We start from the raw sequence: 21,797 nt of genomic DNA, 5'->3' as shown, positions 1-21,797 counted from the left end.
CGGCGCCGCGGGGGTGGGGGCCGAGGAGTATCAGCGCTCGCTGTCGAGGTGGTGCATCTGGGCCTCGGCATAACGGGTGCCCGCGGCGGCACCTGCTGGGACGGCCTGCTCGATGGCGGACAAATCGTCGTCGGTGAGGGTCAGCCGCTGGGCACCCAGGGCCTCGGTGAGGCGCTCGCGGCGGCGGGCGCCGACGAGCGGGACGATGTCCTGGCCCTGGGCGGCGACCCAGGCGATGGCGACCTGGGCGACACTGGCGCCCTTGGACTCGGCCACCTTGCGCAGGGCGTCGACCAGGGCGAGGTTGTGGTCGAGGTTGTCGCCCTGGAAGCGGGGGCTGATGGCGCGGAAGTCCGGGCCCGCGAACTGCCGGGCCTTGCTCCAGTGGCCGGAGATCAGACCGCGGGAGAGCACGCCGTAGGCGGTGACGCCGATGCCCAGCTCGCGGGCGGTGGGCAGGATCTCGTCCTCGATGCCGCGGGAGATCAGGGAGTACTCGATCTGCAGGTCGGCGATGGGGTGCACGGCCTGGGCCCGCCGCAGGGAGTCCGCGCCGACCTCGGACAGGCCGATGTGGCGGACGAAGCCCGCCTGGACCATTTCGGCGATGGCGCCGACGGTCTCCTCGACCGGCACATTCGGGTCGAGGCGGGCCGGGCGGTAGATGTCGATGTGGTCGGTGCCCAGACGGCGCAGGGAGTAGGCGAGGAAGTTCTTCACCGCCTCCGGGCGGGCGTCGTAGCCGACCCAGCCGCCCTGGGGGTCGCGCAGTGCGCCGAACTTGACGCTGATCACGGCGTTGTCGCGGTTGCGGCCGCGCAGGGCGTCGCGGAGCAGCAGCTCGTTGTGGCCCATTCCGTAGAAGTCGCCGGTGTCCAGCAGGGTGATGCCCGCGTCGAGCGCGGCGTGGATGGTGGCGATGGACTCGGCCTCGTCGGCCGGTCCGTAGAGGTCGGACATGCCCATCATGCCCAGGCCGAGGCCGGAGACAGCGGGACCGTTGCTTCCGAGGATGCGGGTGTTCACAGTGGGTGATTCCTTCAGAGAGATTATCGACGATAACGTCCACGTGTTATCGCTGATGTCATCGATGCTAACAGGCATCGGGTAGCGTTTGTTTCCATGAGTGCGGAAAAATCTCCCGACACCCGCGAGCGCATCCTCGTCGCGGCAGCCGGCCTGCTGGCCGAAGGCGGCGGCGACGCCGTCTCCACGCGTGCCGTCAGCGCGGCGGCCGGCGTCCAGGCGCCCACCCTCTACCGGCTCTTCGGAGACAAGAAGGGACTGCTGGAGGCCGTCACCGTCTACGGTTTCGAGCGCTACCTCGCGGACAAGAAGGCGATGGAAGCCACCGGAGATCCGGTCGAGGACCTTCGCCGGGGCTGGGACCTGCACATCGAATTCGCCCTGACCCACCCCGCGTTCTACGTCCTGATGTACGGAGCCGTACGCCCGGGCGAGCGCCCCGCGGCCTCCGGGAAGACGTACGGCTTGCTGCTCGGCATGCTCGAACACGCGGCCAGGGCCGGCCGTCTGCGTATACCCGTGGACGCCGCAGCCGAGATGATCCAGGCCACCAGCGTCGGCGTGGCCCTCGCGCTGATCACCGCCCCCGCCGACAACCGCGACATGGGCCTGTCCGGCCGCACCCGGGACACGGTGCTGGCCGCCCTCACCACGGACCCCGCACCCGACGGCGGCGACGACACCCTCGCCTCCCGCGCCATCGCCCTGGACGCCGCACTGACCCCCAGGCCCGATTCCCTCACGACGGGCGAGGCCACCCTGCTCCACGAGTGGCTCACCCGCCTCGCATCCGGGTGACCGCGCCGCGGACCGCACGCACCCCGACTGCGTACCGTGTCCGAGCGGGTGCACCGAGTGGCAGTCCACTGTCGCCCGCGACACGATGAACACCACCTTTGGGAGGTAATTCTCGTGTCCGTAAGACAACCGCCCACCATGGAGGCCACCGCTTCCGTTCTGCCGGAACGCGGTCCCGGCCCGCAGAAGGTCACGCTGACGGTCAACGGCGTCGAGCGGTCCGTGGAGATCGAACCCCGGGTCAGCCTGCTGGACGCGCTGCGTGAGCATCTGCATCTCACGGGCTCGAAGAAGGGGTGCGACCAGGGAACCTGCGGCGCGTGCACGCTATGGGTCGACGGGCGGCGCGTCCTGGGATGCCTGACCCTCGCGATCGCCTGCGAGGGCCACGAGGTGACGACGATCGAGGGCCTGGCCAAGAACGAGGAACTCGACGCCATGCAGACCGCGTTCATCGCCGAGGACGCGTTCCAGTGCGGCTTCTGCACACCCGGCCAGATCATGTCGGCAGCCGCACTCCTCAAGGAGGGGCACGCGGGCGACGACGCCGAGATCCGGGAGTGGATGAGCGGCAACATCTGCCGCTGTGCCGCGTACCCGCACATCCGCGCGGCCATCCGCGCGGTCCGCGACGGATCCTAGGGAGACCACAGGTGCGTCCCATCAGCTATTCGCGCGCGCACGACGTCGCCGGTGCCATCGCCACCGTGACCGCCGACCCCACCAGTGACTTCCTGGCCGGCGGGACCACCCAGGTCGATCTGCTGCGCCAGAACGTCCTGTTGCCGCGCCGGCTCGTCGACATCAACGACCTGCCGCTCACACAGATCGAGGACCGCCCGGACGGCGGGGTGTACATCGGCGCCCTGGCTCGTATGAGCGATGTCGCCGAGGCCCCGGCGGTACGGGAACGGTTCCCCCTGATGGCCGAGGCGCTCGTACTCGGTGCTTCGGCCCAGCTGCGGCACATGGCCACCATGGGCGGCAACATGATGCAGAGGGTCCGGTGCGGGTACTTCCGCGACGCCGTCTCCCCCTGCAACAAACGCGACCCGGGGACCGGCTGCAGCGCCATCGACGGCTTCAACCGCGGTCATGCCGTCCTCGGCACCAGCGAGTCGTGCATCGCCACCCACCCCTCCGACGCCGCCGTGGCCCTGATGGCCCTCGACGCCCGCATCCACACCGAGGGGGCCACCGGCAGGCGCGTCTACGACATCGACGACTTCTTCCGGCTGCCCGGCAGCACACCCCACCTCGAACACCCGCTGGGGCACGGCGAACTCATCGTCGGCATCGAGGTGCCGTACACGCCCGTGGCGGCGAATTCGCTGTATCTGAAGGTGCGCGACCGCGAGTCGTACGAATTCGCCCTGGTCTCCGTGGCCGCTGGAGTGACCGTCTCGGACGGTGTCATCAGCGATGTGCGGCTGGCGCTGGGCGGTGTGGCCACCAAGCCCTGGCGGGCACGGCGGGCGGAGGAGATCCTGCGCGGGGCACGCGCCGAGCGCGAGACGTTCGAACGCGCCGCCCACGAGGAACTCGCGCCCGCCAGGACCACACCGCTCAACGCGTTCAAGGTCGAGCTGGCCCGGCGAACCCTGATCCGCGCACTGGAGACCCTCACGAGCCCGGGGAGTGCCTCATGACCACGACAGCCCCCACGGCGATCGGACAGCCCACCGAACGGGTCGACGGCCGCTACAAGGTCTCCGGCACCGCCCGCTACTCCGCGGACTACGTACTCGACAACATGTCGTATGCATTCCTGGTCGGGGCACGTGTGCCGAGCGGACGGATCACCGCGATCGATGCCGCCGAGGCACTGGACTCCGAAGGAGTCCTGGCCGTGCTGACCCATGAGAACCTGCCCGGGATCGCCACGCAGCCCCCGCTGATGCCCTCGCTGGCCGGCATGCCCGCCCCCGGTCAGACCTTCTTCCCCCTGCAGGACGACGTGGTCCACTACACGGGCCAGCCCGTCGCCGTCGTGGTCGCCGACACGCTGGAGCGGGCGCAGCACGCGGCCGCGCTCGTGCGGGTCTCCTACGAGGAGACGCCGTCCGTCACGACGCTCGACCAGGGACGTGACCAGGTCTACGAGCCCGAGGCGATCTTCGCGGACCTCATCCCCGGACGGATCCAGCGCGGCGACATCGACGCTGGGCTCGCCGAGGCCGACGTACGGATCGATTCCTCGTTCACCTACGCGGCCAACAACCACAACCCGATCGAGCCGTCGGCCACCACCGCGGTGTGGGACGGGGACGAACTCACCCTCCATGACGCGACGCAGGGGGTGTCGGCCACCCAGCTGACCGTCGCCACGATGCTGGGGCTCACGCCGTCCAAGGTCCGGGTCATCTCCCATTACGTCGGCGGCAGTTTCGGCTGCAAGGCCATGATCTGGTCGCACCCGGCGCTCAGCGCGCTCGCCGCCCGCCATGTCGGGCGGCCGGTCAAACTCGCCCTGACGCGCGAGCAGATGTTCACCTCGGTCGGCCACCGCGAGGAGCAGGAACAGCACATCACCCTCGGTGCGACCTCACAGGGCCGCCTCACCGCGCTGCGGCACCACAAGCTGTCGCCCACCTCGCACTTCGACAACTGGGCCGAGGCCTCCCTCGGCGTGGCATCCCAGATCTACGCGTGCCCGAACTACGAGGGCGTCTACCGGCTCATTCGCGCCAACACCATGACGCCCACCTTCATGCGGGCCCCGGGTGAGGCGTCAGGCATGTTCGCCCTCGAAAGCACCATGGACGAACTCGCCCACCAACTGGGCCTGGACCCGCTCGAACTGCGTCTGCGCAACCACACCGACGTCGACCCGAACACCGGCAGCCCCTGGTCGAGCGACGGGCTCGTCGAGTGCCTGCGGCGTGGTGCCGAGCGCTTCGGCTGGCAGCGCCGCAACCCCGAACCCCGTTCGCACCGCGACGGGAACTGGCTCATCGGCTACGGCATGGCCACCGCCGGCTATCCCGTCTACGGGCCGAACAACCCGCAACGGGCCCGCGCCCGGATCTACGCCGACGGAAGCGCCGTCGTCCAGGCCGCGACGCCCGACTTCGGCACCGGCGTGGCCACGGTGATGACCCAGGTCGCGGCCGACGCGCTCGGCATCGCCATCGAGCGCTGCCGGTTCGAGGGCGGTGACACCATGCTGCCGACGATCGCCGCCGCGGTCGGCTCGTCCGGCTCCGGCATGATCGGCTCCGCCGTCCACACCGCGGCCACCAACCTGCGCGACCAGCTCGTCGCTCAGGCCGTCTCCGACACGCAGTCCCCGCTGCACGGCGCCGATCCCGCCTCGGTCGTCGTCGGCGGCGGCCGCATGATGCTGCGCGACCGGCCCGAAACCGGGGAGACCTACAGCGATCTGCTGCACCGCAACTTCCTGCCCGACACCGAGGCGATGGGCGCCTGGTCCCCCGCGCCCCGGACCGCGAACTACGGGTTGATGACGTTCGGCGCGCAGTTCGCCGAGGTCGCCGTCGACGCCGACCTCGGCGTGGTGCGGGTCCGCCGCATGGTCGGCGCGTTCGCCCCCGGGCGGGTCCTGAACCCCAGGACGGCCCGCAGTCAGCTGATGGGCGGCATGATCTGGGGTCTCGGCCAGGCGCTCCTCGAAGCGAACTACATGGACCCGGTGCGCGGCCGCTGGGTCGCGTCGAGCCTGGGCGACTACCTGATCCCGGTCAACGCCGACGCACCCGAGATCGACGTGGAGCTCATCGAGGTCGAGGACACGGTCGTCAACCCGCTCGGCGTCAAGGGCGTCGGAGAGGTCGGCCAGGTCGGCGCGGCGGCGGCCATCGCCAACGCGATCCACCACGCCACCGGCCGACGCGTACGCAAGCTGCCCATCACCATCGAGGACCTGCTCTGAGCAGGCCCCCGGCGCGATGAGCACCGTCGGGTCGGGACCGGGCGGCTCCCTCCCTGGGGTGCCGTCCGGTCCCTGTCCTGCCGGGTGGTCAGGTCGCTTCGGGGTCGAACGCGGCCCGGCCCTTGGCGCGTCTGCCGACGACGGCTGCCGCCGCGACCGCGCTGCCCGCGAAGGCGAGGGCGACCATCCATGGCTGGTTGAAGACGTGCCGGGTGGCGTGGTCGAGGGAGTACCGGCCGGGTCCGGTCAGACCGATGGCCGCGGCGGTGAAGCCGAGGAAGGCCGGGTACTCGTAGCCGCCGCCCTGCGCGAAGAATCCGGCGGGGGCGTGCACGGCCACCGCGCCCGCCATCCCCCCGGCCGCGGCCGCACCGGCCACCGGGGTGGCGAGGCCGAGGGCCAGCAGTGCGCCGCCACCCGCCTCGCCGAGTCCGGCCGCGACCGCGCTGTGCTTCGGCGGACGAAAGCCCATGGCCTCCATCGCGGCGGTGGTCCCCTCGATGCCCCCGCCGCCGAACCAGCCGGCCAGCTTATGGGTGCCGTGCGCGGCCAGGACCGCGCCGGTGCCGACGCGCAGGACGAGAAGGCCGAGGTCACGCCGGTCGAGGCAGGCCATGGGTGTCTCCGCAATGGGTTCGGGGGCCGGTGGGCTCCGACGCGCCGCCCGCGCCGTGGCGGACGGGTACCGCGGTTCCACTGTCCGTGGCGCGGGGCGCCGACGTGTCCTGGTGTTACGCCGTCCGGGGGACGGCCGCGATCGCGGCGATGAGACGAACGCCATTGTGCAACTTGTTGCACAATGGCGTTCGTCTCATCTACAACTGGCGCAACGACACTGCGCGAGGAGCCGCCTCATGAGCCCGTACCCGAATCTGCTGAGCCCGCTCGACCTCGGGTTCACCACTCTCCCCAACCGGGTGCTGATGGGGTCGATGCACATCGGTCTGGAGGAGGTCGAGCGCGGCTTCGAGCGGATGGCCGCGTTCTACGCGGAACGCGCCCGGGGCGGCGTCGGCCTGATGGTCACCGGCGGCATCGCACCGAGCGTCCGGGCCTGCTCCTTCCCCGGCGGCGCCAAGATGACCACCGAGGCCGAGGCCGAGCAGCATGCGCAGGTCACCGCCGCCGTGCATGAGGCGGGCGGCCGGATCGCCATGCAGATCCTGCATTTCGGCCGGTACGCACACCATCGCGACCTGGTCGCGCCGAGCGCGATCCAGGCGCCGATCAGCGCCTTCACCCCGCACGCCCTTGACGACGACGAGGTCGAGGAGACCATCGAGGACTTCGCCAGGGCCGCGGAGCTCGCGCAGCGCGCCGGGTACGACGGCGTCGAGATCATGGGCTCCGAAGGCTATCTGATCAATGAGTTCATCGCGGCCGCCACCAATCACCGCACCGACCGCTGGGGCGGCTCGTACGAGAACCGCATCCGGTTCCCCGTCGAGATCGTGCGCCGGGTCCGTGAGCGGGTCGGCAGCGACTTCATCCTGATCTACCGGCTCTCGATGCTGGATCTGGTGCCCGGTGGTTCCTCGCTGGAGGAGGTCGTGCGGCTCGCCCGGGAGATCGAGTCGGCCGGTGCGACGATCATCAATACGGGGATCGGCTGGCACGAAGCCCGTATCCCCACCATCGCCACCTCGGTGCCGCGCGGCGCCTACACCTGGGTCACCGAGAAGGTGCGCGGCGCCGTCTCCGTACCGCTGGTGACGAGCAACCGCATCAACACGCCCGAGGTCGCCGAGGAGGTTCTCGCCTCGGGCCGGGCGGACATGGTGTCGATGGCCCGGCCGTTCCTCGCCGACCCGGACTTCGTCGCCAAGGCGGCCGAGGGCCGCGCCGACGCGATCAACACCTGCATCGGCTGCAACCAGGCGTGCCTGGACCACATCTTCAGCGGCCGGGTCACCTCGTGCCTGGTCAATCCGCGCGCCTGCCACGAGACGGAACTCACCCTGTCGGCGACCCGCACCGTCAAGCGGGTGGCGGTCGTCGGCGCCGGGCCCGCCGGTCTCGCGTGCGCCGTCTCGGCGTCCGAGCGCGGACACGAGGTGACGCTCTTCGACACGGCCGAGGAGATCGGCGGCCAGCTGAACGTGGCGCGCAGGGTTCCCGGCAAGGAGGAGTTCAACGAGACGCTGCGTTACTTCCGCACCCGGCTCGCAGAGGAGAAGGTCGAGCTGCGGCTCGGTACGCGGGCCACGGCCGAGGCTCTCGAAGGCTTCGACGAGGTCGTGCTCGCCACCGGTGTCACGCCCCGCTCTCCCGCGATACCGGGCCTGGACCACCCCAGCGTGCTCAGCTACCTCGACGTCCTGCGCGACGGGGCGCCGGTCGGCGACCGGGTCGCGATCATCGGGGCGGGCGGGATCGGCTTCGATGTCGCCGAGTTCCTCACCGACACGGGCGACGCCGCGAGCCTCGACCCCGAGGTGTTCTTCCGCCAGTGGGGCGTCGACACCGACTACCGCGACCGCGGTGGTCTGCGCGCCCCGGAACGCGCGAGGACACCGCGTACCGTCCACCTGATCCAGCGCAGGACCAGCAAGGTCGGTGCGGGGCTCGGGAAGACGACCGGGTGGATCCACCGCACCGAGCTGCGCCACCGCGGCGTCACGATGATCGCGGGCGCCGCCTACGACCGGATCGACGACGACGGCCTGCACCTCACGGTCGGCGGCGAACAGCATCTCCTGCCGGTCGACACGGTGGTGCTCTGCACGGGCCAGGAGCCGCGGCGCGAGCTGTACGAGGAGCTGCTCGCCGCGGGCCGTCCGGCGCATCTGATCGGCGGTGCGGACGAGGCCGCCGAGCTGGATGCCAAGCGCGCGATCCGCCAGGGCACGGAGCTGGCCGCCGCGCTGTGACCACGGGCCGCCGTGCCCGGGACCACGCTTCCGGGCACGGCGCCGTCCTTAGGATGCACCCCATGTCACTCCCGCACGCGATCCTCACCGCCCTGCTCGAAAAGCCGTCGTCGGGGCTGGAGCTGACCCGCAGGTTCGACCGGTCGATCGGCTACTTCTGGTCCGCCACGCATCAGCAGATCTACCGCGAGCTGGGGAAGCTGGAGCAGGCCGGGCAGATCCGGGCGCTGCCTTCGCCGCAGCCCGCCCGTGGGCAGAAGAAGGAGTACGAGGTGCTGCCGGCGGGCCGGGAGGCGCTGTCCGCATGGGTGGCCCGCCCCGAGGACCCCAAGCAGATCCGTGATCCACTGCTGCTGCGGATGCGGGCCGCGGCTGTCGTCGGAGCACCCGGCCTGGATGCGGAGCTGCGTCGCCATCTGGGGCTGCACCGCCGTCAGCTCGCGGAGTATCTGGAGATCGAGGAGCGGGACTTCCCGCCGGAACGGGACTCCGGGGAGGACCGGCTGCGCCACCTGGTCCTGCGCGGCGGCATCGACCTGGAGAACTTCTGGATCGGCTGGCTGACGCGTGCGCTGGCCGAGGACGAGGAGCCGCGTCCGTAGGCGGCTTCAGGACGGGTACGTGTCAGGTCTTCGCGGCGTACCCCCGGCGCCGAGCGCCGCTCCTTGCGTCACGGTCCGCCGACCGGGGCCCGGCCCAGTTCCGTTCGCAGCGCCGGCGGGTCCACCGGCCCCCGGCTCCCGGCCACGACCCGTGAAGGCGATCCGGCGGCGGGCTTCGGTACGGGCAGGGGCGGGCCGACGACGGCCGAGCTCTCCGCCTGTGCGCGGCTGAGCAGAATCACACCCCGTACCGCCGCGGCCGTGCCGAGCAGCGCCGGGAGCAGGCTGATCGTGCCGCCCTGGAGGCGTTCACCGAGCAGGGCCAGCCCTATGGCGGCCGCGGCCACCGGGTTGGCGAGGGTGACGACGGCCAGCGGCGCGCCCAGGCCGCCCCGGTAGGCGGTCTGGGAGAGCAGCAGCCCGCCCATCGCGAAGGCGGAGACGAGGAGCGCGACGGTCACCAGGTGCCAGCTGAACAACGGGCCGGTGTGGTCGGCGACGGAGACGGTCAGGGTCTGGGTGAGAGCGGAGGCGACTCCGGAGGTGATGCCGGACGCTGCCGCGTGCCGCAGGCCGGGTCGTGTGCCCCGGCGGCTGAGCCCGGCGACCACGGCCATCGTCCCGGCGCCGACCGCCAGGGCTTCGGGGAGGCTGAGCGTCTCGTGCGGGGCGGTGCCGCCCGCGGTCGTCAGCAGCGCGCCGAGGCCGAGCAGAGTGAGGACCGTGCCGCGCCACTCGATCCCGGTGACCCTGCGTCCGGCCGCCCTGGCACCCAGCGGGACGGCGGCGACCAGGGTGAGGGCGCCGAGCGGCTGTACGAGGGTGAGGGGGCCGTACTTCAGCGCCGCGACATGCAGCAGCGCGCCCCCCGCGTTCAGTCCGACCGACCACCACCAGGAGCCGCGCGCGAGCAGCCTCAGAACCCCGGCGTCCGCCGCGGTGCTCCCGGCGAGCCGGGCCTGCGCCACCGCGGCCGAGGCGTACGCGGCGGCGGAGACCAGGGACAGCGCGACGGCTGCCAGGGTGGCGTTCACCTCCGGGTCCCGGACGAGGCGTACGAGGACGCGGGCCGGGCCTGCGGTACGGCGTAGGCAGTCGACACGGCGGGCTCGGCGGGCCCGGGCAGAACCGTCGGCGCGGGCTCATCCGCCGCGGCGGGCCAGGCGATGTGTGCCCCTGCCGGCTCCGTGCGCCTCAGCGGCAGCGCCGCGAACGCCACGGCGAGGAGCGCGGAGACCACGATCGAGTCGAGCCAGTAGTGATTGGCCGTACCGACTATCACCAGCAGCGTGAGCAGCGGATGCAGCAGCCACAGCCAGCGCCACCTGGAGCGGGTGGCGACGATCAGCCCGACGGCGACCATCACCGCCCAGCCGAAGTGCAGCGAGGGCATCGCGGCGAACTGGTTCGCCATCGAGTCGGTGGCCGGCGTCGCCCCGTACACCGTCGGCCCGTACACCTGGCCGGTGTCGACCAGACCGGCGGCGGCCAGCAGCCGCGGCGGGGCGAGCGGGAAGAGCAGATGGAGCGCGAGCGCGGCGCCGGTGATCGCGGCGAGGACGCGGCGCGACCAGACGTAATGGCGCGGGCGGCGCCAGTAGAGCCACGCGAGGAAGAGCAGTGTGGCCGGGAAGTGCACGGTCGCGTAGTAGGTGTTCGCGAGGCGGATCAGCGTCTCGTTGTGCAGGAGCAGACTCTGCACCGCGCCCTCGCCGGGCAGGTGCACGGACCGTTCGAGGTCCCAGACGTTTCCGGCGTTGCGGTACGCCTCTTCCACGTGACCGCTCGCGGCCTGCCGGCCGAGCTTGTAGATCACGAAGAGTCCCACGACGAGAAGAAGCTCGCGGACGAGGGGCGGTCGGGCAGAACTGTCCGGCTCCTGATCTGCGGGCTCGCTACCGGCGTACATCACCCGGTGCCCCTTTGCTGACGAAGCAGTGTTACGGCGGCATGATCCAGTCCATGCCGTATCGATACGCCAGTGTACCGATACGTTCGCGTATCGGTACACGTGTGTTTCGGTACACTGGCGTATCGATGGACCTCGTCGCAGAATCGCTGAGAGGGAAGAGCATGTCGCCGCAGACAGCCGCGCAGGAACCGGCTCACACGCCACGACGCTCCAAGATCACGCCGGAGCGGGCGCAGGAGCTCTACACGGCCGTGCTCGACCTGCTGAGAGAGTCCGGCTACGACGCCCTCACGATGGAGGGGGTCGCCTCGCGAACACGCTGCGGCAAGTCCACGCTCTACCGGCAGTGGGGCTCCAAGCCCGAGCTGGTCGTGGCGGCGCTGCACGGCACCCGTCGGGTGCTCCTTCCCCACATCGACACCGGCACCCTGGCGGGCGATCTGCGCGAGGCGGCCCGGGCGATCGGTGCGGGCTCGGGCCGCGACATCCCGCTGATGCACGCGCTCAGCCATGCCGCGCTGCAGAGCCCCGAGCTGCTGTGCGCGCTGCGCGAGGCGCTGATCCTGCCGGAGATCGCGGCGATCGAGGGGATGGTCCGGCGCGGGGCGGAGCGCGGCGAGATTCCGGCGGACACTCCCGCGGCGGAGTTCGTCACCGCCCAGATACTCGGCGTGATGCGCGCCCGCCCGCTGCTGGAGGGAAAGATCGCGGATGAGGCATATCTCACCCGCTTCGTGGAGAGCGCCATCTTTCCCGCACTCGGACTGGACGCCTCCGCGCCCTAGTCCCCAAGACGTGGGCCGTTGTCGGAGCGGATGACGACGGCCCGCCCGCGCCGCACCGTGGGGACGGGGGCGGCGCACCATCCGACGGCCGGTGGCTCCTGCGGGAGCCACCGGCCGCCCGTGTTTCCGCCCGGCCGCCGATCCTGCCGACCGCCCCTCCCGCCCCGGCCGGAGCAGCGACTGTTCCACCAAACAAACGATTGGTAGCTTTACGGGACCGATTTACCGGACCGATCGGCGCGCACTTCGGCCACAGCAGAGGCGGATCATGGACATCGGCAATCCCATCGACTTCACGGGCCGGGCGGTGATCGTCACCGGTGGCACAAAGGGCATCGGCGCCGCGATCGCCGGGGCCTTTCTCCGCGCCGGCGCGGATGTGCTGGTCTGCGGGCGCAACGAACCGCCGCAGCTGCCGGGAAGCGGCACCCGGCAGGCACACTTCCGCGCCACCGATGTCCGCGACCCGGCGGACGCCGCCGCCCTGGTCGACGCGGCGGCAGAACGGTTCGGACGGCTGGACGTACTCGTCAACAACGCGGGCGGCTCCCCCGACGCCGACGCGGCCACCGTCTCCCCGCGCTTCGTCGAGAAGGTCGTCGCGCTCAATCTGCTGGCCCCGTTCTATGTGGCACAGGCCGCCAACCGGATCATGCAGGGCCAGAGCGGGGGCGGCTCGGTCATCAACATCGGCAGCATCTCGGCGCACACCCCGCAGCCGGGCACGGCCGCGTACACGGCGGCGAAGGCCGGGCTGCTGGCGCTGACCCGGGCGCTGGCTCTCGAATGGGCGCCGAAGGTTCGCGTCAACCACATCACGACCGGGCTGATCCGCACAGAGAGCGCGGCGCCGGTGTACGGGGAGGACGGCGGCACCGCCGTGGCCGGGGTGATTCCGATGCGACGGCTGGCCGTACCGGACGATGTGGCACGCGCCTGTCTGTATCTGGCGGGCGGCCTGGCTCCATACGTCAATGGCGCCGACCTGGCGGTGCACGGCGGGGGCGAGTTGCCGGCCAGGTTCCTGGCCGCGAGAAGCGGGCAGGGCGATCATTCTCGTCCCCTTGACGATATCGATCGCACCCCATTATCGTCTCCATGACGAGAATGAGGGGGCACTCATATGGCCGACATCACCCGGCGCTTCGGCTGGCGCCATCTGCGCTCCGCACCCACCGCCCACATCCGCCACCACAAGCGCGGACGGCTCGCCCACGACGGGCCGGGGCTGAGCTTCTGGTACCGGTCGCTGACCGCAGCGCTCTCCGAAGTTCCGGTCAGCGACCGGGAGTTGGCGATGGCCTTCCACGCCCGTACGTCCGACTTCCAGGACGTCACCGTGCAGGCCACCGTGACGTACCGGATCAGCGACCCGGCCGAGGCCGCCGCCCGTCTGGACTTCTCCGTCGACCCGGACACCGGGGTCTGGCGCGGCGCACCGCTGGAGCAGATCGCCACACTGCTCACCGAGACCGCCCAGCAGCACACCCTGGACGTCCTGGCCCGGACGGCGCTGGCCGAGGCACTGGTCGACGGCGTCGCATCGGTACGCGAACGGGTCGCGGCGGGGCTCGCCGCCGAACCCCGGCTGCCCGCCACCGGAATCGACGTGGTCGCGGTGCGAGTGGTCGCCATCCGGCCCGAGGCCGAGGTGGAGCGCGCGCTGCGCACCCCCGCCCGCGAGCAGATCCAGCAGGAGGCCGACCGGGCCACCTACGAGCGCCGCGCCGTGGCCGTGGAGCGGGAGCGGGCCATCGCGGAGAACGAGCTCGCCAGCCAGATCGAACTGGCCCGCCGCGAGGAGCAGTTGGTCGAGCAGCGCGGCACCAACACCCGCCGCGAGGCCGAGGAGAACGCGGCGGCCGACAAGGTACGCGCCCAGGCCGAGGCGGCACGCAAGGTGCAACTGGCCCGCGCCGAGGCCGAGGCCGCCCGCGAGATCGGCGCCGCACGTGCGCAGTCCCAGGCGGCCTGGCTGCGGGTGCACGGCGAGGTGGACGCCGCGACGCTGCACGCCCTGGCTGCCACCAGGCTCGCCGAGAACCTGCCGCGCATCAACAGCCTCACCCTCTCCCCCGATGTGCTCACCGGCCTGCTCAGCAAGCTCGGCAGCACCGGTCAGGAGCCCCGGGCATGAGCCTGGCCCCGCGCGCCGTGCTGGTCCACCGCACCACCGAGTACGAGGAGTTGCTGGCACGGCACGGCACGCACGGCCAGGCCGCGTTCCTTCTCTCCAGCCGCGGCCGGTCCATCGACGAGGTGGCTCTTCGGCACCGGCACACCCAGCAGGCGCTCGCCGATGTGGCGGCGGCCGTACCGTTGCAGTGGCGGCAGTCGCGGGTGGAGCGCGCCGATCTCGACCGCTTCCTGTTCGCACCCGAGGACGTGGTGGTCGTCGTCGGGCAGGACGGGCTGGTCGCGAACGCCGCCAAGTATCTGTCCGGCCAGCCCGTCGTGGGCATCGACACCGATCCCGGACGCAATCCGGGCGTGCTCGTGCGCCACCGGTCATCCGATGCGGCCGCCCTGCTCCGGACGGCCGCGGCCCCCGGCGGCGCGGCGGACGAGCTCACCATGGTCGAGGCGGTCGCCGACGACACCCAGCGCCTCCTCGCCCTCAACGAGATCTATCTCGGCCCGCCCGGCCACCAGACCGCCCGCTACCGGCTCGGCCCCGACGCGCCGGATGCCGCCGCCGAACCGCAGGCCTCCTCCGGCGTCCTGGTCGGCACGGGCACCGGCGCCACGGGCTGGCTCCGCTCCCTGTGGCAGGAACGCCACAGCGCCCTGCGGCTCCCGGCGCCCACCGACTCGCGGCTGCTCTGGTTCGTCCGCGAGGCCTGGCCCTCGCCCGCGACCGGCACCTCACTGGTCGCGGGCGAACTGGGGCGTGGCGAGGGACTGAGGCTCACCGTCGAGTCCGACCGGGTGGTGGTCTTCGGCGACGGGATGGAGACCGACGCACTGGAACTGACCTGGGGTCAGACGGTACGGCTGGGCATCTCGGCGACATCCCTGCGGCTGGCCGTCTGATCGCGCAGCGGCCAGAACCACGCACCGCGCGAGGGCAGTTGCCGCGCCGGGGCGCCCGGCCCGCGGGGCCGATGGCACTGGTTAGGCTTCCGGGTACACCTGGAAGCCGAGGCCTCGCGCCCGTAACACCCCGTGCCCACCCGCAAGGAGCACCATGGACACCACCCCCACAGACCCTCTCTCCCGCAACTCCCGTCCCCCGCTGGCGCAGGCGGCGCTCGGTGTGGGGGTCATCGTGCAGGACGCCCGGGGGCGCGTTCTGCTCGGCAGGCACCACAGCGGGACCTGGGAGCTTCCCGGCGGCAAGGTCGACCCGACGCACGAGTCCATCGCCGCGGCCGCCGTCCGTGAGCTCCGCGAGGAGACGGGTCTGGAGGTCGAGGTGGCCGACGTAAGGGTGTTCGCCATGCTCCACGACGTGATCGCGGGCATCAACCGTGTGTCGATGGGAGCTGTGGTGAGCCTGGAGTCGGGAAGCCCGCGGGTCACCGAGCCCCATCTGATCAGCACCTGGCAGTGGACCGGGCTCGACGCGCTGCCGGGTCCGCTGTTCGGTCCCTCGGCGCAGGTGCTCGCGGCCTGGCGTCCGGATCTCCCGATCGAGCACCCTCCCGCGCACCGGCTGACCGTCACGGCCGCCGGGGATGGTACGTAGCCCTGCTCCTCCGGCCGCTCGCCCGGTGGTCGTGGGCAGCGTCCGCCCCGTCCGGGCCGGGGGCCGTCTGCCGGGCGACGGCGAGGATGGCCATGTCGTCCTGGTGGCCGTCGCCGGTCCAGCGTGCGACATCCTCGGTCAGCGCGTGGACCAGGTCCTCGGGATCCCTGAAGCGGGCACCGGCGAGCATGGCGGAGGCGCACGGGTCGTAGAAGGTGCCCGTCCGGTCGCGCGCCTCGGTGACACCATCGGTGATCATCAGCAGCAGCGCGCCGGGCGGCATCCGGACGACATCGGTGAGCTCGTCGCCGCCAGGGGCCCGTACCGCCCCCAGCCCCATGCCGAGCGGCAGCTGCGGACGGGTGGCATCGAGCCGTACGACCGCACCGTCGTGGATCAGATACGGGCCGGGATGGCCACGGTTGACCAGGCGCAGCAACCCGCCGTCGCCGGGGACCTCGGCCAGCACGGCCGTGGTGAAGTCCTCGCCGGACGTCTCTCTTCCACTGCGGGCCGCCTCCTTGCTCAGCGCGTCGTCCAGGCGCTGCGCCAGTTCGGCCAGCGTGGGGGCGTTCTCGGCCTCCTGGCGGAACGCGCCGATCGTCACCGAAACGGATGCGACCGCCTGGAGGCCCTTGCCCTTCACATCCCCGATGATCATGCGCACGCCGTACGGAGTCTCCTGCACCGCGAAGAGGTCGCCGCCGATTCTGGCCTCGGCCTGTGCGGGGGTGTACCAGGAGGCGACGGCGAGCGGCCCGGCCCGCGAGGGCGGGGCCGGCAGAACCGCCAGCTGTACCGCCTCCGCGATGACCCGCGCCCGCGCGAGATCCCGCCCCTGACGCTGCAACAGCAGGTTGACGGCGAGGGCAAGAGTTCCGATGAGGCCGACGACCGCGAGATCGACGACGCTCTCCGCCGCGGTGCGCCCCTGGACGATGTCCAGCAGCAGCGAGACCCCGCAGGCAAGGCTCGCGACGAGAACGCCGGCCCCGAACGGCAGCATCGCACCGGCGATCAGCGGGGCGGCGGCCAGCAGCGGGAGTCCCATGTACGGCTGGGGCGCAAGGATGTTCAGCAGCACGCCGGCCACCAAAGCCGGTACGACGAGCATCCAGCCCGCCCACTCCGCTGTGCGCCGGCTCTCCTTCACCTGTGCTCCCTGTCGCTCCCCCTCCTGACCGTGTCTCGAACGTACCATCCGAAATATTCGCATATGCGGCATTCCTGGTCCGTCGAGTACGGCTGTGGCATGGCGGCACCCGGCGGGTGCTGTGCTACCCGGCCTGCGGCGCCGGGTGCGGGTTGCCGAGGTACGGGAATTCGGGGAGCAGGTCGGTGTGGGGGCCGATGCCGTCGCTGCTGACCCTGCCGTTGGTGAGCATGGCCAGGCGGGCGGAGGTGACGTCGTCGGTGAGGGTGCGGCCGTTGGGGTAGGCGGCGGGCCGGCTGCGGTCGTAGCGCAGGATGTCCGGCAGCACGGTGCGCAGGGCCAGTTCGGCGGCCTGCTGGTCGTAACCGCCGAAGTGCTGGAGGGCCGCGGTCCACGGTTCGCGATAGGTCTCCCAGTCCGTCGAGGGTTCGCCCCGGTTGTAGGCCTCCTTGGCGTCCTCGGCGTTGAAGTACGCGGTCAGGGACGGGTGCGCGCCGCGGTCCACGGACGTGAGCTGTCCGTCCCTGCGCAGGCTCACCCGCGCCCACGCCCCGATCACCGGTCCGGCGGCGAGTTCGGCGTCGGGCATCTCCAGCACGATGCCGAGGACGTTCTTGTCGGCACCCCAGTCCGTGCCGGTCCACTGGAACTCCTTGACGATGCCGTCCAGATCGGCGAAGAACGGGTCACTGCGCAGACCGGCGGAGAACATGTAGGGCCCGGCCTCGATCACGACCGGCCCCGCGTCGGAGCCGAGCGGCGCGTCGGCGACGATCAGCTCGCCCGCGGCCTCGTGGGAGCGGGCCTGCGCTCCGGTCGCGCGGCGGACGGCGGCGGTCTGCTTCCCGCCCTGCGGCGAGGAGAACACGAAGCTGAACGCCACATCGGCCCGGTCGTCGCCATCGGTGTCGATGTCGATCCGGTACACCGCGTCCGGGTGGAAGGCGGCGCCGGTGGCAGGCGCGACCGGATGGGCGTTCATGATCAGTACGGTGCGGTCGCCGGGGACACCGAACGCGAAGAGGTCCGTCAGGTCGAGCCGGGCATCGTCCATGGGGGAACGCAGATCGGGCCCACTGAGGTGATGAGACATGGGCCCAGCGTCCGCCAGGCCCAATTGCATCACCCGGCAACGGGCCCGCAGGCGGAGCTGCGGTCATCCACCTGGCCGCAGAAGCTCACGGCTCAGCGTGCGGCGAACGCCCTCACCTCCCGGCCGCCTTCACCCCACAGTTGTGACCATGCTGAATCGAGTAGCCGTACTGTCCGACATCCATGGAGTCCTGCCGGCCCTGGAGGCCGTGCTCGCCGAGCCGGACGTGAGCACCGCGGATCGCATCGTCCTCACCGGCGACATCACCGCCGGCCCGCAGCCGGCCCAGGTTCTCGACCTGCTGACCGGTCTCGGCGACCAAGCCGTGTGGATCAGCGGCAACGCCGACCGCGAACTCCTCGAATACCGGCGCGGACAACGCGAGTCGATCCCCGATCCGACCGCCCCCTGGGCCGCCGAACAGCTGCGTGAGGACCACCTCGACCTGCTCGGCTCGCTGCCGCGGTCGCTCTCCCTGTCCGTGCGCGGCCTGGGAAAAGTGCTGTTCTGCCATGCCACTCCCCGTGACGACGAGGAGGTCGTCCTGGTCGACTCCCGCCTCGATCGCTGGAAGGAGATCCTCGGCGGACTCGATGGCGACGTCCGCACCGTCGTCTGCGGCCACACCCACATGCCGTTCGTCCGCCTCGCCCACGGCAGGCTCGTGATCAACCCCGGCAGCGTCGGCATGCCGTACGGAAGGACCGGAGCCCACTGGGCCGTGCTCGGCCCGGGCGTCGAACTGCGCACCACGGACTTCGACATCGAGGCCGCCACGACCCGGATCGGCCGGGACTGCGACCATTCCGGGATCAGCGAGTGGGCCGACTACTTCCTGCACGCCCGGGCCACGGACGCAGAGGCTCTTGAGACCTTCGGCCCACGGGACGGGCGCGAGGCCGCCGAGCGGCGGCCACCTGCCTGAACCGCCGCGGACAGCCGTGCCGTTCCGGCCGGGTAGGGTCATTCGTTCGAGCACTTGAGGAGCTGTCATGAGCGCTGACGCCTTACTCCGACAAACGGTCGCCGAGAGCATGAGGGACATCCCGGCCGGGGAGATCGTCCTGCGGGACGAGGGCACGAGGAGGAACTGGAACGTCGAGGTCGGGGCGTTCCGGCTGGCGCCGTACCCCGTGACCCGGGAGCTGTACCGCACCGTCCGTGGCGAGGCGCCCGTGAGCACTGCGGGGCCTCGGACACCGGTGACCGAGGTCTCCTGGACGCAGGCCGTCCGGTTCTGCAATCTGCTCTCGCGGGAGACGGGACTCGAACCCTGCTACTCGATCGGGGACGACCCCGACGGCCAGGACGTGGTCTGCGACCGGGACGCCGACGGCTATCGGCTCCCGTCCGAGGCGGAGTGGGAGTACGCGTGCAGGGCCGGGACCTCGGGTACACGCTACGGAGAGCTGGACGAGATCGCCTGGTACCGCGGGAACTCCGGGGGCGCGGTGCATGACGTCGGGACGAAGGCGCCGAACGCTTGGGGCCTGTACGACATGATCGGCAACGTGTGGGAGTGGTGCTGGGACGTCTACGATCCCCGGGTCTACGGCCCGTACCGCGTCTTCCGCGGCGGAGGCGGATACGACCACCCGCGCGGATGCCGGGCGTCGTGCCGCCGCAGGAGTCATCCGACCCTGCGCATCGACGACCTCGGATTCCGGCTCGCCCGATCGCTCTGAACGGCAGACGCGCAACCCGTACCGTCGATGCCGTACATTCCGGGGCCCACCGCACGACGGTCAGCCGGTTCAGAGCCGTGTGAAGGTGACGGGCAGGCACTGCGGGCCGCGCAATCCGCCCGGCCGCCACCGCAGTTCGTCGGCCGGCACGGCCAGGGCGAGGCCGGGAAGGCGGCGCAGCGCGGTGCCGATGGCGATCTGACCCTCCAGCCGGGCGAGCGGCGCACCCAGGCAGTAGTGGATGCCGTGTCCGAACGCGAGGTGGGCGTTGTCCTGCCGGGCGATGTCCAGGCGGTCGGGTTCGGGGAACTGCTCCGGGTCGCGGTCGGCGATGGCGGAGGCGACCAGCACGGTCGCGCCGCGCGGGATGTCCACCCCGGCGATGGTGACGTCCTCGCGCGCGAACCTGGCGATGCCGGGGTTGACCGGTCCGTCGTAGCGCAGGAATTCCTCGATCGCGCCCGGCAGCAGCCCCGGATCGTTCCGCAGCAGCCGAAGCTGGTCGGGGTGGGCGAGCAGTGCGGTGATGCCGCTGCCGATCAGGTTGACCGTGGTGATGTATCCGGCCGCCAGCAGCAGGAAGGCCATCGCGATCAGCTCATCCTCGTCCAGCCGCTGCTCCTCGTCCCGGGCGACGGTCAGCGCGCTGAGCAGGTCGTCGCCGGGCCGGGCCCGTTTGGCGTCCAGGAGTTCGGTCAGATAGGAGCGCAGCTGCTGCCATGCCGCGTCCACCCGGACCGGATCCGGCGGCTCAGTCCCCCGGAGGATCATCTCGTCGGTCCACTGCTGGAAGTCGCGCCGGTCGGTCACAGGCACCCCGAGCAGTTCACCGATCACGGTGACCGGGAGTGGCAGCGCGTAGCTCTCGATGAGGTCGGCGCGGCCGGCCGGCACGATCGCGTCGAGCAGCCGGTCGGCGATCTCCTGGACACGGGGCCGCAGCTCAGCCACTCTGCGCGCGGTGAACGCCTTGGAGACCAGTCGGCGCAGGCGGGTGTGGTCGGGCGGATCGGAGCGGAGCATGGTGCGCAGCACGGACTCGCGGTCGGTGGCGGGCAGCCGCTCGATGAGCCGGGGGTCCGCGGCGTCGCGGACGTCGCTGCTCAGCTGGGGGTGGGACAGGGCCATGAGGCCGTCCTCGTACCGCGTGACCAGCCAGGCTTCCAGGCCACCGGCGATGACGACGCGTCGCACCGGGCCGTCCTCGCGCAGCTTTCGGTAGAGCGGAAAGGGGTCCGCCAGGAAGGCCGGGTCGGCGTAGGGCAGGAGGACTGGCTGCTGACTCATCGTGCCTCCCATAGGGCATCGCAACTCTTCGCATCCATTCACGAAGTTTGCACCATTTCGAGCGGTTACGTACCCCAGCGTAGTGGGCCCGGGGCGCCACCGAAGGGCGGGATCGCCAGAGCTGCCAGTGCGTGAGACACCCCGGCCTCCAGGCCATGGGTACGGAGACGAACAGTGCGGCACGCGCCAGGTCCGCGGTGCTCAGCACACGCCGATGAGGGGGACGGCGACGTAACCGGTGTTGGTGGCCAGCCGGCTCAGGGCGGTCGCGGCGAACAGAGTACGGAAATCCGCTGCCCGGAAAGGAGAGTTGGGCTGCATGGTCCGTTCGTCCAGAGATCGTGGCACGGTCGGGTGTCAGTTCTCCCGCACGGCCTCGGCCGCCGGAGCGGTAGGCGCCGCAGCGGCCGAGGACGCCGGTGGCCGTCGCCGCGTCATGGCCACACCGGTGAGCACGAAGATCATTCCCGCTACGGCACGGAGGCCGATTTCCTCGTTGAGCACGATGGCGCCCAACACCAGGGAGACCACCGGCAGGAGCCGGGGGCGGTGCGGGAATCCTGTATGGACTTACCCCCCAGGACGTCGCCCAGGACCGGGAGGACGCCGACCAGCTCATCGACTGCCCGGTGCTGACCCTGTGGGGCGAGGACTTCAGCGCCGTCGGACAGGCATACGACGTCCTGGACGTATGGAAGGGGATCGCCCGCGACTCGGGGAACCGCAGCGGAACGTGGGCACGCACAGGCCACAGCCAGGGCGCGGAAAGAAAAACACGCCGCTCGGCAGTCCCTAAAGTTGCTCACGTGTCGGCGATTTCCCGCTCGACAAGACCCCCGCGCGGAGTCCGACGGGAACCCTCCGGCAGAGTCCACGGCCGCCCGGTCAGTGCACACCGCACACCAACCGACCCCGAGGCCGGCCCGCGACATCTCACGGCAAAGGGGCCACCACGGCAGCCCCGACTCGGCCGACAGGCCGTGCGACAGCCACCACCCCATTGATG

The 21,797-nt window shown here is 71.3% G+C and carries 20 protein-coding genes; 13 read left to right on the top strand and 7 right to left on the bottom strand.

Annotated features, from left to right (window positions below):
- Nucleotides 1–30: 30 nt before the first annotated feature.
- A complete protein-coding gene (locus OG507_RS37440) occupies nt 31–1,026 on the bottom strand; it encodes an aldo/keto reductase (protein ID WP_327371547.1) in 996 nt (331 codons plus the stop codon).
- A gap of 96 nt (nt 1,027–1,122) precedes the next feature.
- On the opposite strand from OG507_RS37440, the gene OG507_RS37435 reads away from it, so the two are divergent.
- The 4 genes from OG507_RS37435 to OG507_RS37420 all read left to right on the top strand — a co-directional run bounded on the left by OG507_RS37435 (nt 1,123) and on the right by OG507_RS37420 (nt 5,716).
- Nucleotides 1,123–1,824 (top strand): TetR/AcrR family transcriptional regulator, encoded by a 702-nt coding sequence (locus OG507_RS37435; RefSeq protein ID WP_327371546.1) that lies wholly within the window; start codon nt 1,123–1,125, stop codon nt 1,822–1,824.
- A gap of 138 nt (nt 1,825–1,962) precedes the next feature.
- Nucleotides 1,963–2,466 carry a (2Fe-2S)-binding protein gene (locus tag OG507_RS37430; protein WP_327372230.1) on the top strand — a complete coding sequence of 168 codons (504 nt, stop codon included), beginning with the start codon at nt 1,963–1,965 and terminating at the stop codon, nt 2,464–2,466.
- Nucleotides 2,467–2,477: 11 nt separating this feature from the next.
- The gene (locus OG507_RS37425; RefSeq protein ID WP_327371544.1) at nt 2,478–3,473 is read left to right on the top strand and encodes an FAD binding domain-containing protein; all 996 of its coding nucleotides are present in this window, start codon (nt 2,478–2,480) and stop codon (nt 3,471–3,473) included.
- On the top strand, nt 3,470–5,716 hold the full coding sequence (locus OG507_RS37420) for a xanthine dehydrogenase family protein molybdopterin-binding subunit (RefSeq protein WP_327371543.1): 2,247 nt from the start codon (nt 3,470–3,472) through the stop codon (nt 5,714–5,716). Before OG507_RS37425 ends, OG507_RS37420 begins: the two co-directional genes overlap by 4 nt.
- Nucleotides 5,717–5,804: 88 nt before the next feature.
- Here OG507_RS37420 and OG507_RS37415 read toward each other — a convergent pair whose 3' ends face one another.
- Nucleotides 5,805–6,332 carry a DoxX family protein gene (locus tag OG507_RS37415; protein ID WP_327371542.1) on the bottom strand — a complete coding sequence of 176 codons (528 nt, stop codon included), beginning with the start codon at nt 6,330–6,332 and terminating at the stop codon, nt 5,805–5,807.
- A gap of 238 nt (nt 6,333–6,570) precedes the next feature.
- On the opposite strand from OG507_RS37415, the gene OG507_RS37410 reads away from it, so the two are divergent.
- Both OG507_RS37410 and OG507_RS37405 read left to right on the top strand, forming a co-directional pair.
- A complete protein-coding gene (locus OG507_RS37410) occupies nt 6,571–8,586 on the top strand; it encodes an NADPH-dependent 2,4-dienoyl-CoA reductase (protein WP_327371540.1) in 2,016 nt (671 codons plus the stop codon).
- 62 nt (nt 8,587–8,648) lie between these two features.
- On the top strand, nt 8,649–9,188 hold the full coding sequence (locus OG507_RS37405) for a PadR family transcriptional regulator (protein ID WP_327371539.1): 540 nt from the start codon (nt 8,649–8,651) through the stop codon (nt 9,186–9,188).
- Nucleotides 9,189–9,256: 68 nt separating this feature from the next.
- On the opposite strand, the gene OG507_RS37400 is transcribed toward OG507_RS37405, so the two are convergent.
- Together OG507_RS37400 and OG507_RS37395 are read right to left on the bottom strand one after the other, a co-directional pair.
- Complete coding sequence (locus OG507_RS37400) at nt 9,257–10,222, bottom strand: hypothetical protein (protein WP_327371538.1); 966 nt, start codon at nt 10,220–10,222, stop codon at nt 9,257–9,259.
- The gene (locus OG507_RS37395; protein ID WP_327371537.1) at nt 10,219–11,100 is read right to left on the bottom strand and encodes a phosphatase PAP2 family protein; all 882 of its coding nucleotides are present in this window, start codon (nt 11,098–11,100) and stop codon (nt 10,219–10,221) included. Before OG507_RS37395 ends, OG507_RS37400 begins: the two co-directional genes overlap by 4 nt.
- A gap of 161 nt (nt 11,101–11,261) precedes the next feature.
- On the opposite strand from OG507_RS37395, the gene OG507_RS37390 reads away from it, so the two are divergent.
- The 5 genes from OG507_RS37390 to OG507_RS37370 all read left to right on the top strand — a co-directional run bounded on the left by OG507_RS37390 (nt 11,262) and on the right by OG507_RS37370 (nt 15,573).
- Nucleotides 11,262–11,885 carry a TetR/AcrR family transcriptional regulator gene (locus OG507_RS37390; protein ID WP_327371536.1) on the top strand — a complete coding sequence of 208 codons (624 nt, stop codon included), beginning with the start codon at nt 11,262–11,264 and terminating at the stop codon, nt 11,883–11,885.
- A 268-nt stretch (nt 11,886–12,153) separates the two neighbouring features.
- A complete protein-coding gene (locus OG507_RS37385; RefSeq protein ID WP_327371535.1) occupies nt 12,154–12,987 on the top strand; it encodes an SDR family oxidoreductase in 834 nt (277 codons plus the stop codon).
- Between the two features lie 21 nt (nt 12,988–13,008).
- Nucleotides 13,009–14,022, top strand: coding sequence for an SPFH domain-containing protein (locus OG507_RS37380; RefSeq protein WP_327371534.1), 1,014 nt, complete (start codon nt 13,009–13,011; stop codon nt 14,020–14,022).
- The gene (locus tag OG507_RS37375) at nt 14,019–14,918 is read left to right on the top strand and encodes a hypothetical protein (protein ID WP_327371533.1); all 900 of its coding nucleotides are present in this window, start codon (nt 14,019–14,021) and stop codon (nt 14,916–14,918) included. The genes OG507_RS37380 and OG507_RS37375 overlap by 4 nt, the downstream gene beginning before the upstream one ends.
- A 154-nt stretch (nt 14,919–15,072) precedes the next feature.
- Nucleotides 15,073–15,573 carry a nucleotide triphosphate diphosphatase NUDT15 gene (locus OG507_RS37370; RefSeq protein WP_327371532.1) on the top strand — a complete coding sequence of 167 codons (501 nt, stop codon included), beginning with the start codon at nt 15,073–15,075 and terminating at the stop codon, nt 15,571–15,573.
- Here the strand turns inward: OG507_RS37370 and OG507_RS37365 are convergent.
- Nucleotides 15,548–16,726, bottom strand: a complete 1,179-nt coding sequence (locus OG507_RS37365; RefSeq protein WP_442811076.1) for a PP2C family protein-serine/threonine phosphatase — start codon at nt 16,724–16,726, stop codon at nt 15,548–15,550. The genes OG507_RS37370 and OG507_RS37365 overlap by 26 nt on opposite strands.
- A gap of 124 nt (nt 16,727–16,850) precedes the next feature.
- Complete coding sequence (locus OG507_RS37360) at nt 16,851–17,819, bottom strand: DUF4331 family protein (protein WP_327371531.1); 969 nt, start codon at nt 17,817–17,819, stop codon at nt 16,851–16,853.
- Between the two features lie 148 nt (nt 17,820–17,967).
- Here OG507_RS37360 and OG507_RS37355 point away from each other — a divergent pair, with 148 nt between their 5' ends.
- Together OG507_RS37355 and OG507_RS37350 are read left to right on the top strand one after the other, a co-directional pair.
- Nucleotides 17,968–18,744, top strand: coding sequence for a metallophosphoesterase family protein (locus OG507_RS37355; RefSeq protein ID WP_327371530.1), 777 nt, complete (start codon nt 17,968–17,970; stop codon nt 18,742–18,744).
- Nucleotides 18,745–18,811: 67 nt separating this feature from the next.
- Nucleotides 18,812–19,504, top strand: coding sequence for a formylglycine-generating enzyme family protein (locus OG507_RS37350; protein WP_327371529.1), 693 nt, complete (start codon nt 18,812–18,814; stop codon nt 19,502–19,504).
- A 69-nt stretch (nt 19,505–19,573) separates the two neighbouring features.
- Here the strand turns inward: OG507_RS37350 and OG507_RS37345 are convergent, their stop codons facing one another.
- The gene (locus OG507_RS37345) at nt 19,574–20,791 is read right to left on the bottom strand and encodes a cytochrome P450 family protein (RefSeq protein WP_327371528.1); all 1,218 of its coding nucleotides are present in this window, start codon (nt 20,789–20,791) and stop codon (nt 19,574–19,576) included.
- Nucleotides 20,792–21,797: the final 1,006 nt, after the last annotated feature.

The sequence above is a fragment of the Streptomyces sp. NBC_01217 genome, assembly GCF_035994185.1.
Taxonomy (GTDB): Bacteria; Actinomycetota; Actinomycetes; order Streptomycetales; family Streptomycetaceae; genus Streptomyces.
Note: the sequence above shows the minus strand (reverse complement) of the source record. Positions and strands in the feature narration are given on the sequence as shown.

Excerpts from the sequence above, each read along its gene's own strand:
- OG507_RS37345 (WP_327371528.1), bottom strand. The coding sequence starts at position 20,791 with ATGAGTCAGCAGCCAGTCCTCCTGCCCTACGCCGACCCGGCCTTCCTG.
- OG507_RS37405 (WP_327371539.1), top strand. The coding sequence starts at position 8,649 with ATGTCACTCCCGCACGCGATCCTCACCGCCCTGCTCGAAAAGCCGTCG.
- OG507_RS37435 (WP_327371546.1), top strand. The coding sequence starts at position 1,123 with ATGAGTGCGGAAAAATCTCCCGACACCCGCGAGCGCATCCTCGTCGCG.
- OG507_RS37430 (WP_327372230.1), top strand. The coding sequence starts at position 1,963 with ATGGAGGCCACCGCTTCCGTTCTGCCGGAACGCGGTCCCGGCCCGCAG.
- OG507_RS37360 (WP_327371531.1), bottom strand. The coding sequence starts at position 17,819 with ATGTCTCATCACCTCAGTGGGCCCGATCTGCGTTCCCCCATGGACGAT.
- OG507_RS37390 (WP_327371536.1), top strand. The coding sequence starts at position 11,262 with ATGTCGCCGCAGACAGCCGCGCAGGAACCGGCTCACACGCCACGACGC.
- OG507_RS37355 (WP_327371530.1), top strand. The coding sequence starts at position 17,968 with ATGCTGAATCGAGTAGCCGTACTGTCCGACATCCATGGAGTCCTGCCG.
- OG507_RS37375 (WP_327371533.1), top strand. The coding sequence starts at position 14,019 with ATGAGCCTGGCCCCGCGCGCCGTGCTGGTCCACCGCACCACCGAGTAC.
- OG507_RS37380 (WP_327371534.1), top strand. The coding sequence starts at position 13,009 with ATGGCCGACATCACCCGGCGCTTCGGCTGGCGCCATCTGCGCTCCGCA.
- OG507_RS37370 (WP_327371532.1), top strand. The coding sequence starts at position 15,073 with ATGGACACCACCCCCACAGACCCTCTCTCCCGCAACTCCCGTCCCCCG.
- OG507_RS37420 (WP_327371543.1), top strand. The coding sequence starts at position 3,470 with ATGACCACGACAGCCCCCACGGCGATCGGACAGCCCACCGAACGGGTC.
- OG507_RS37350 (WP_327371529.1), top strand. The coding sequence starts at position 18,812 with ATGAGCGCTGACGCCTTACTCCGACAAACGGTCGCCGAGAGCATGAGG.
- OG507_RS37415 (WP_327371542.1), bottom strand. The coding sequence starts at position 6,332 with ATGGCCTGCCTCGACCGGCGTGACCTCGGCCTTCTCGTCCTGCGCGTC.
- OG507_RS37410 (WP_327371540.1), top strand. The coding sequence starts at position 6,571 with ATGAGCCCGTACCCGAATCTGCTGAGCCCGCTCGACCTCGGGTTCACC.
- OG507_RS37385 (WP_327371535.1), top strand. The coding sequence starts at position 12,154 with ATGGACATCGGCAATCCCATCGACTTCACGGGCCGGGCGGTGATCGTC.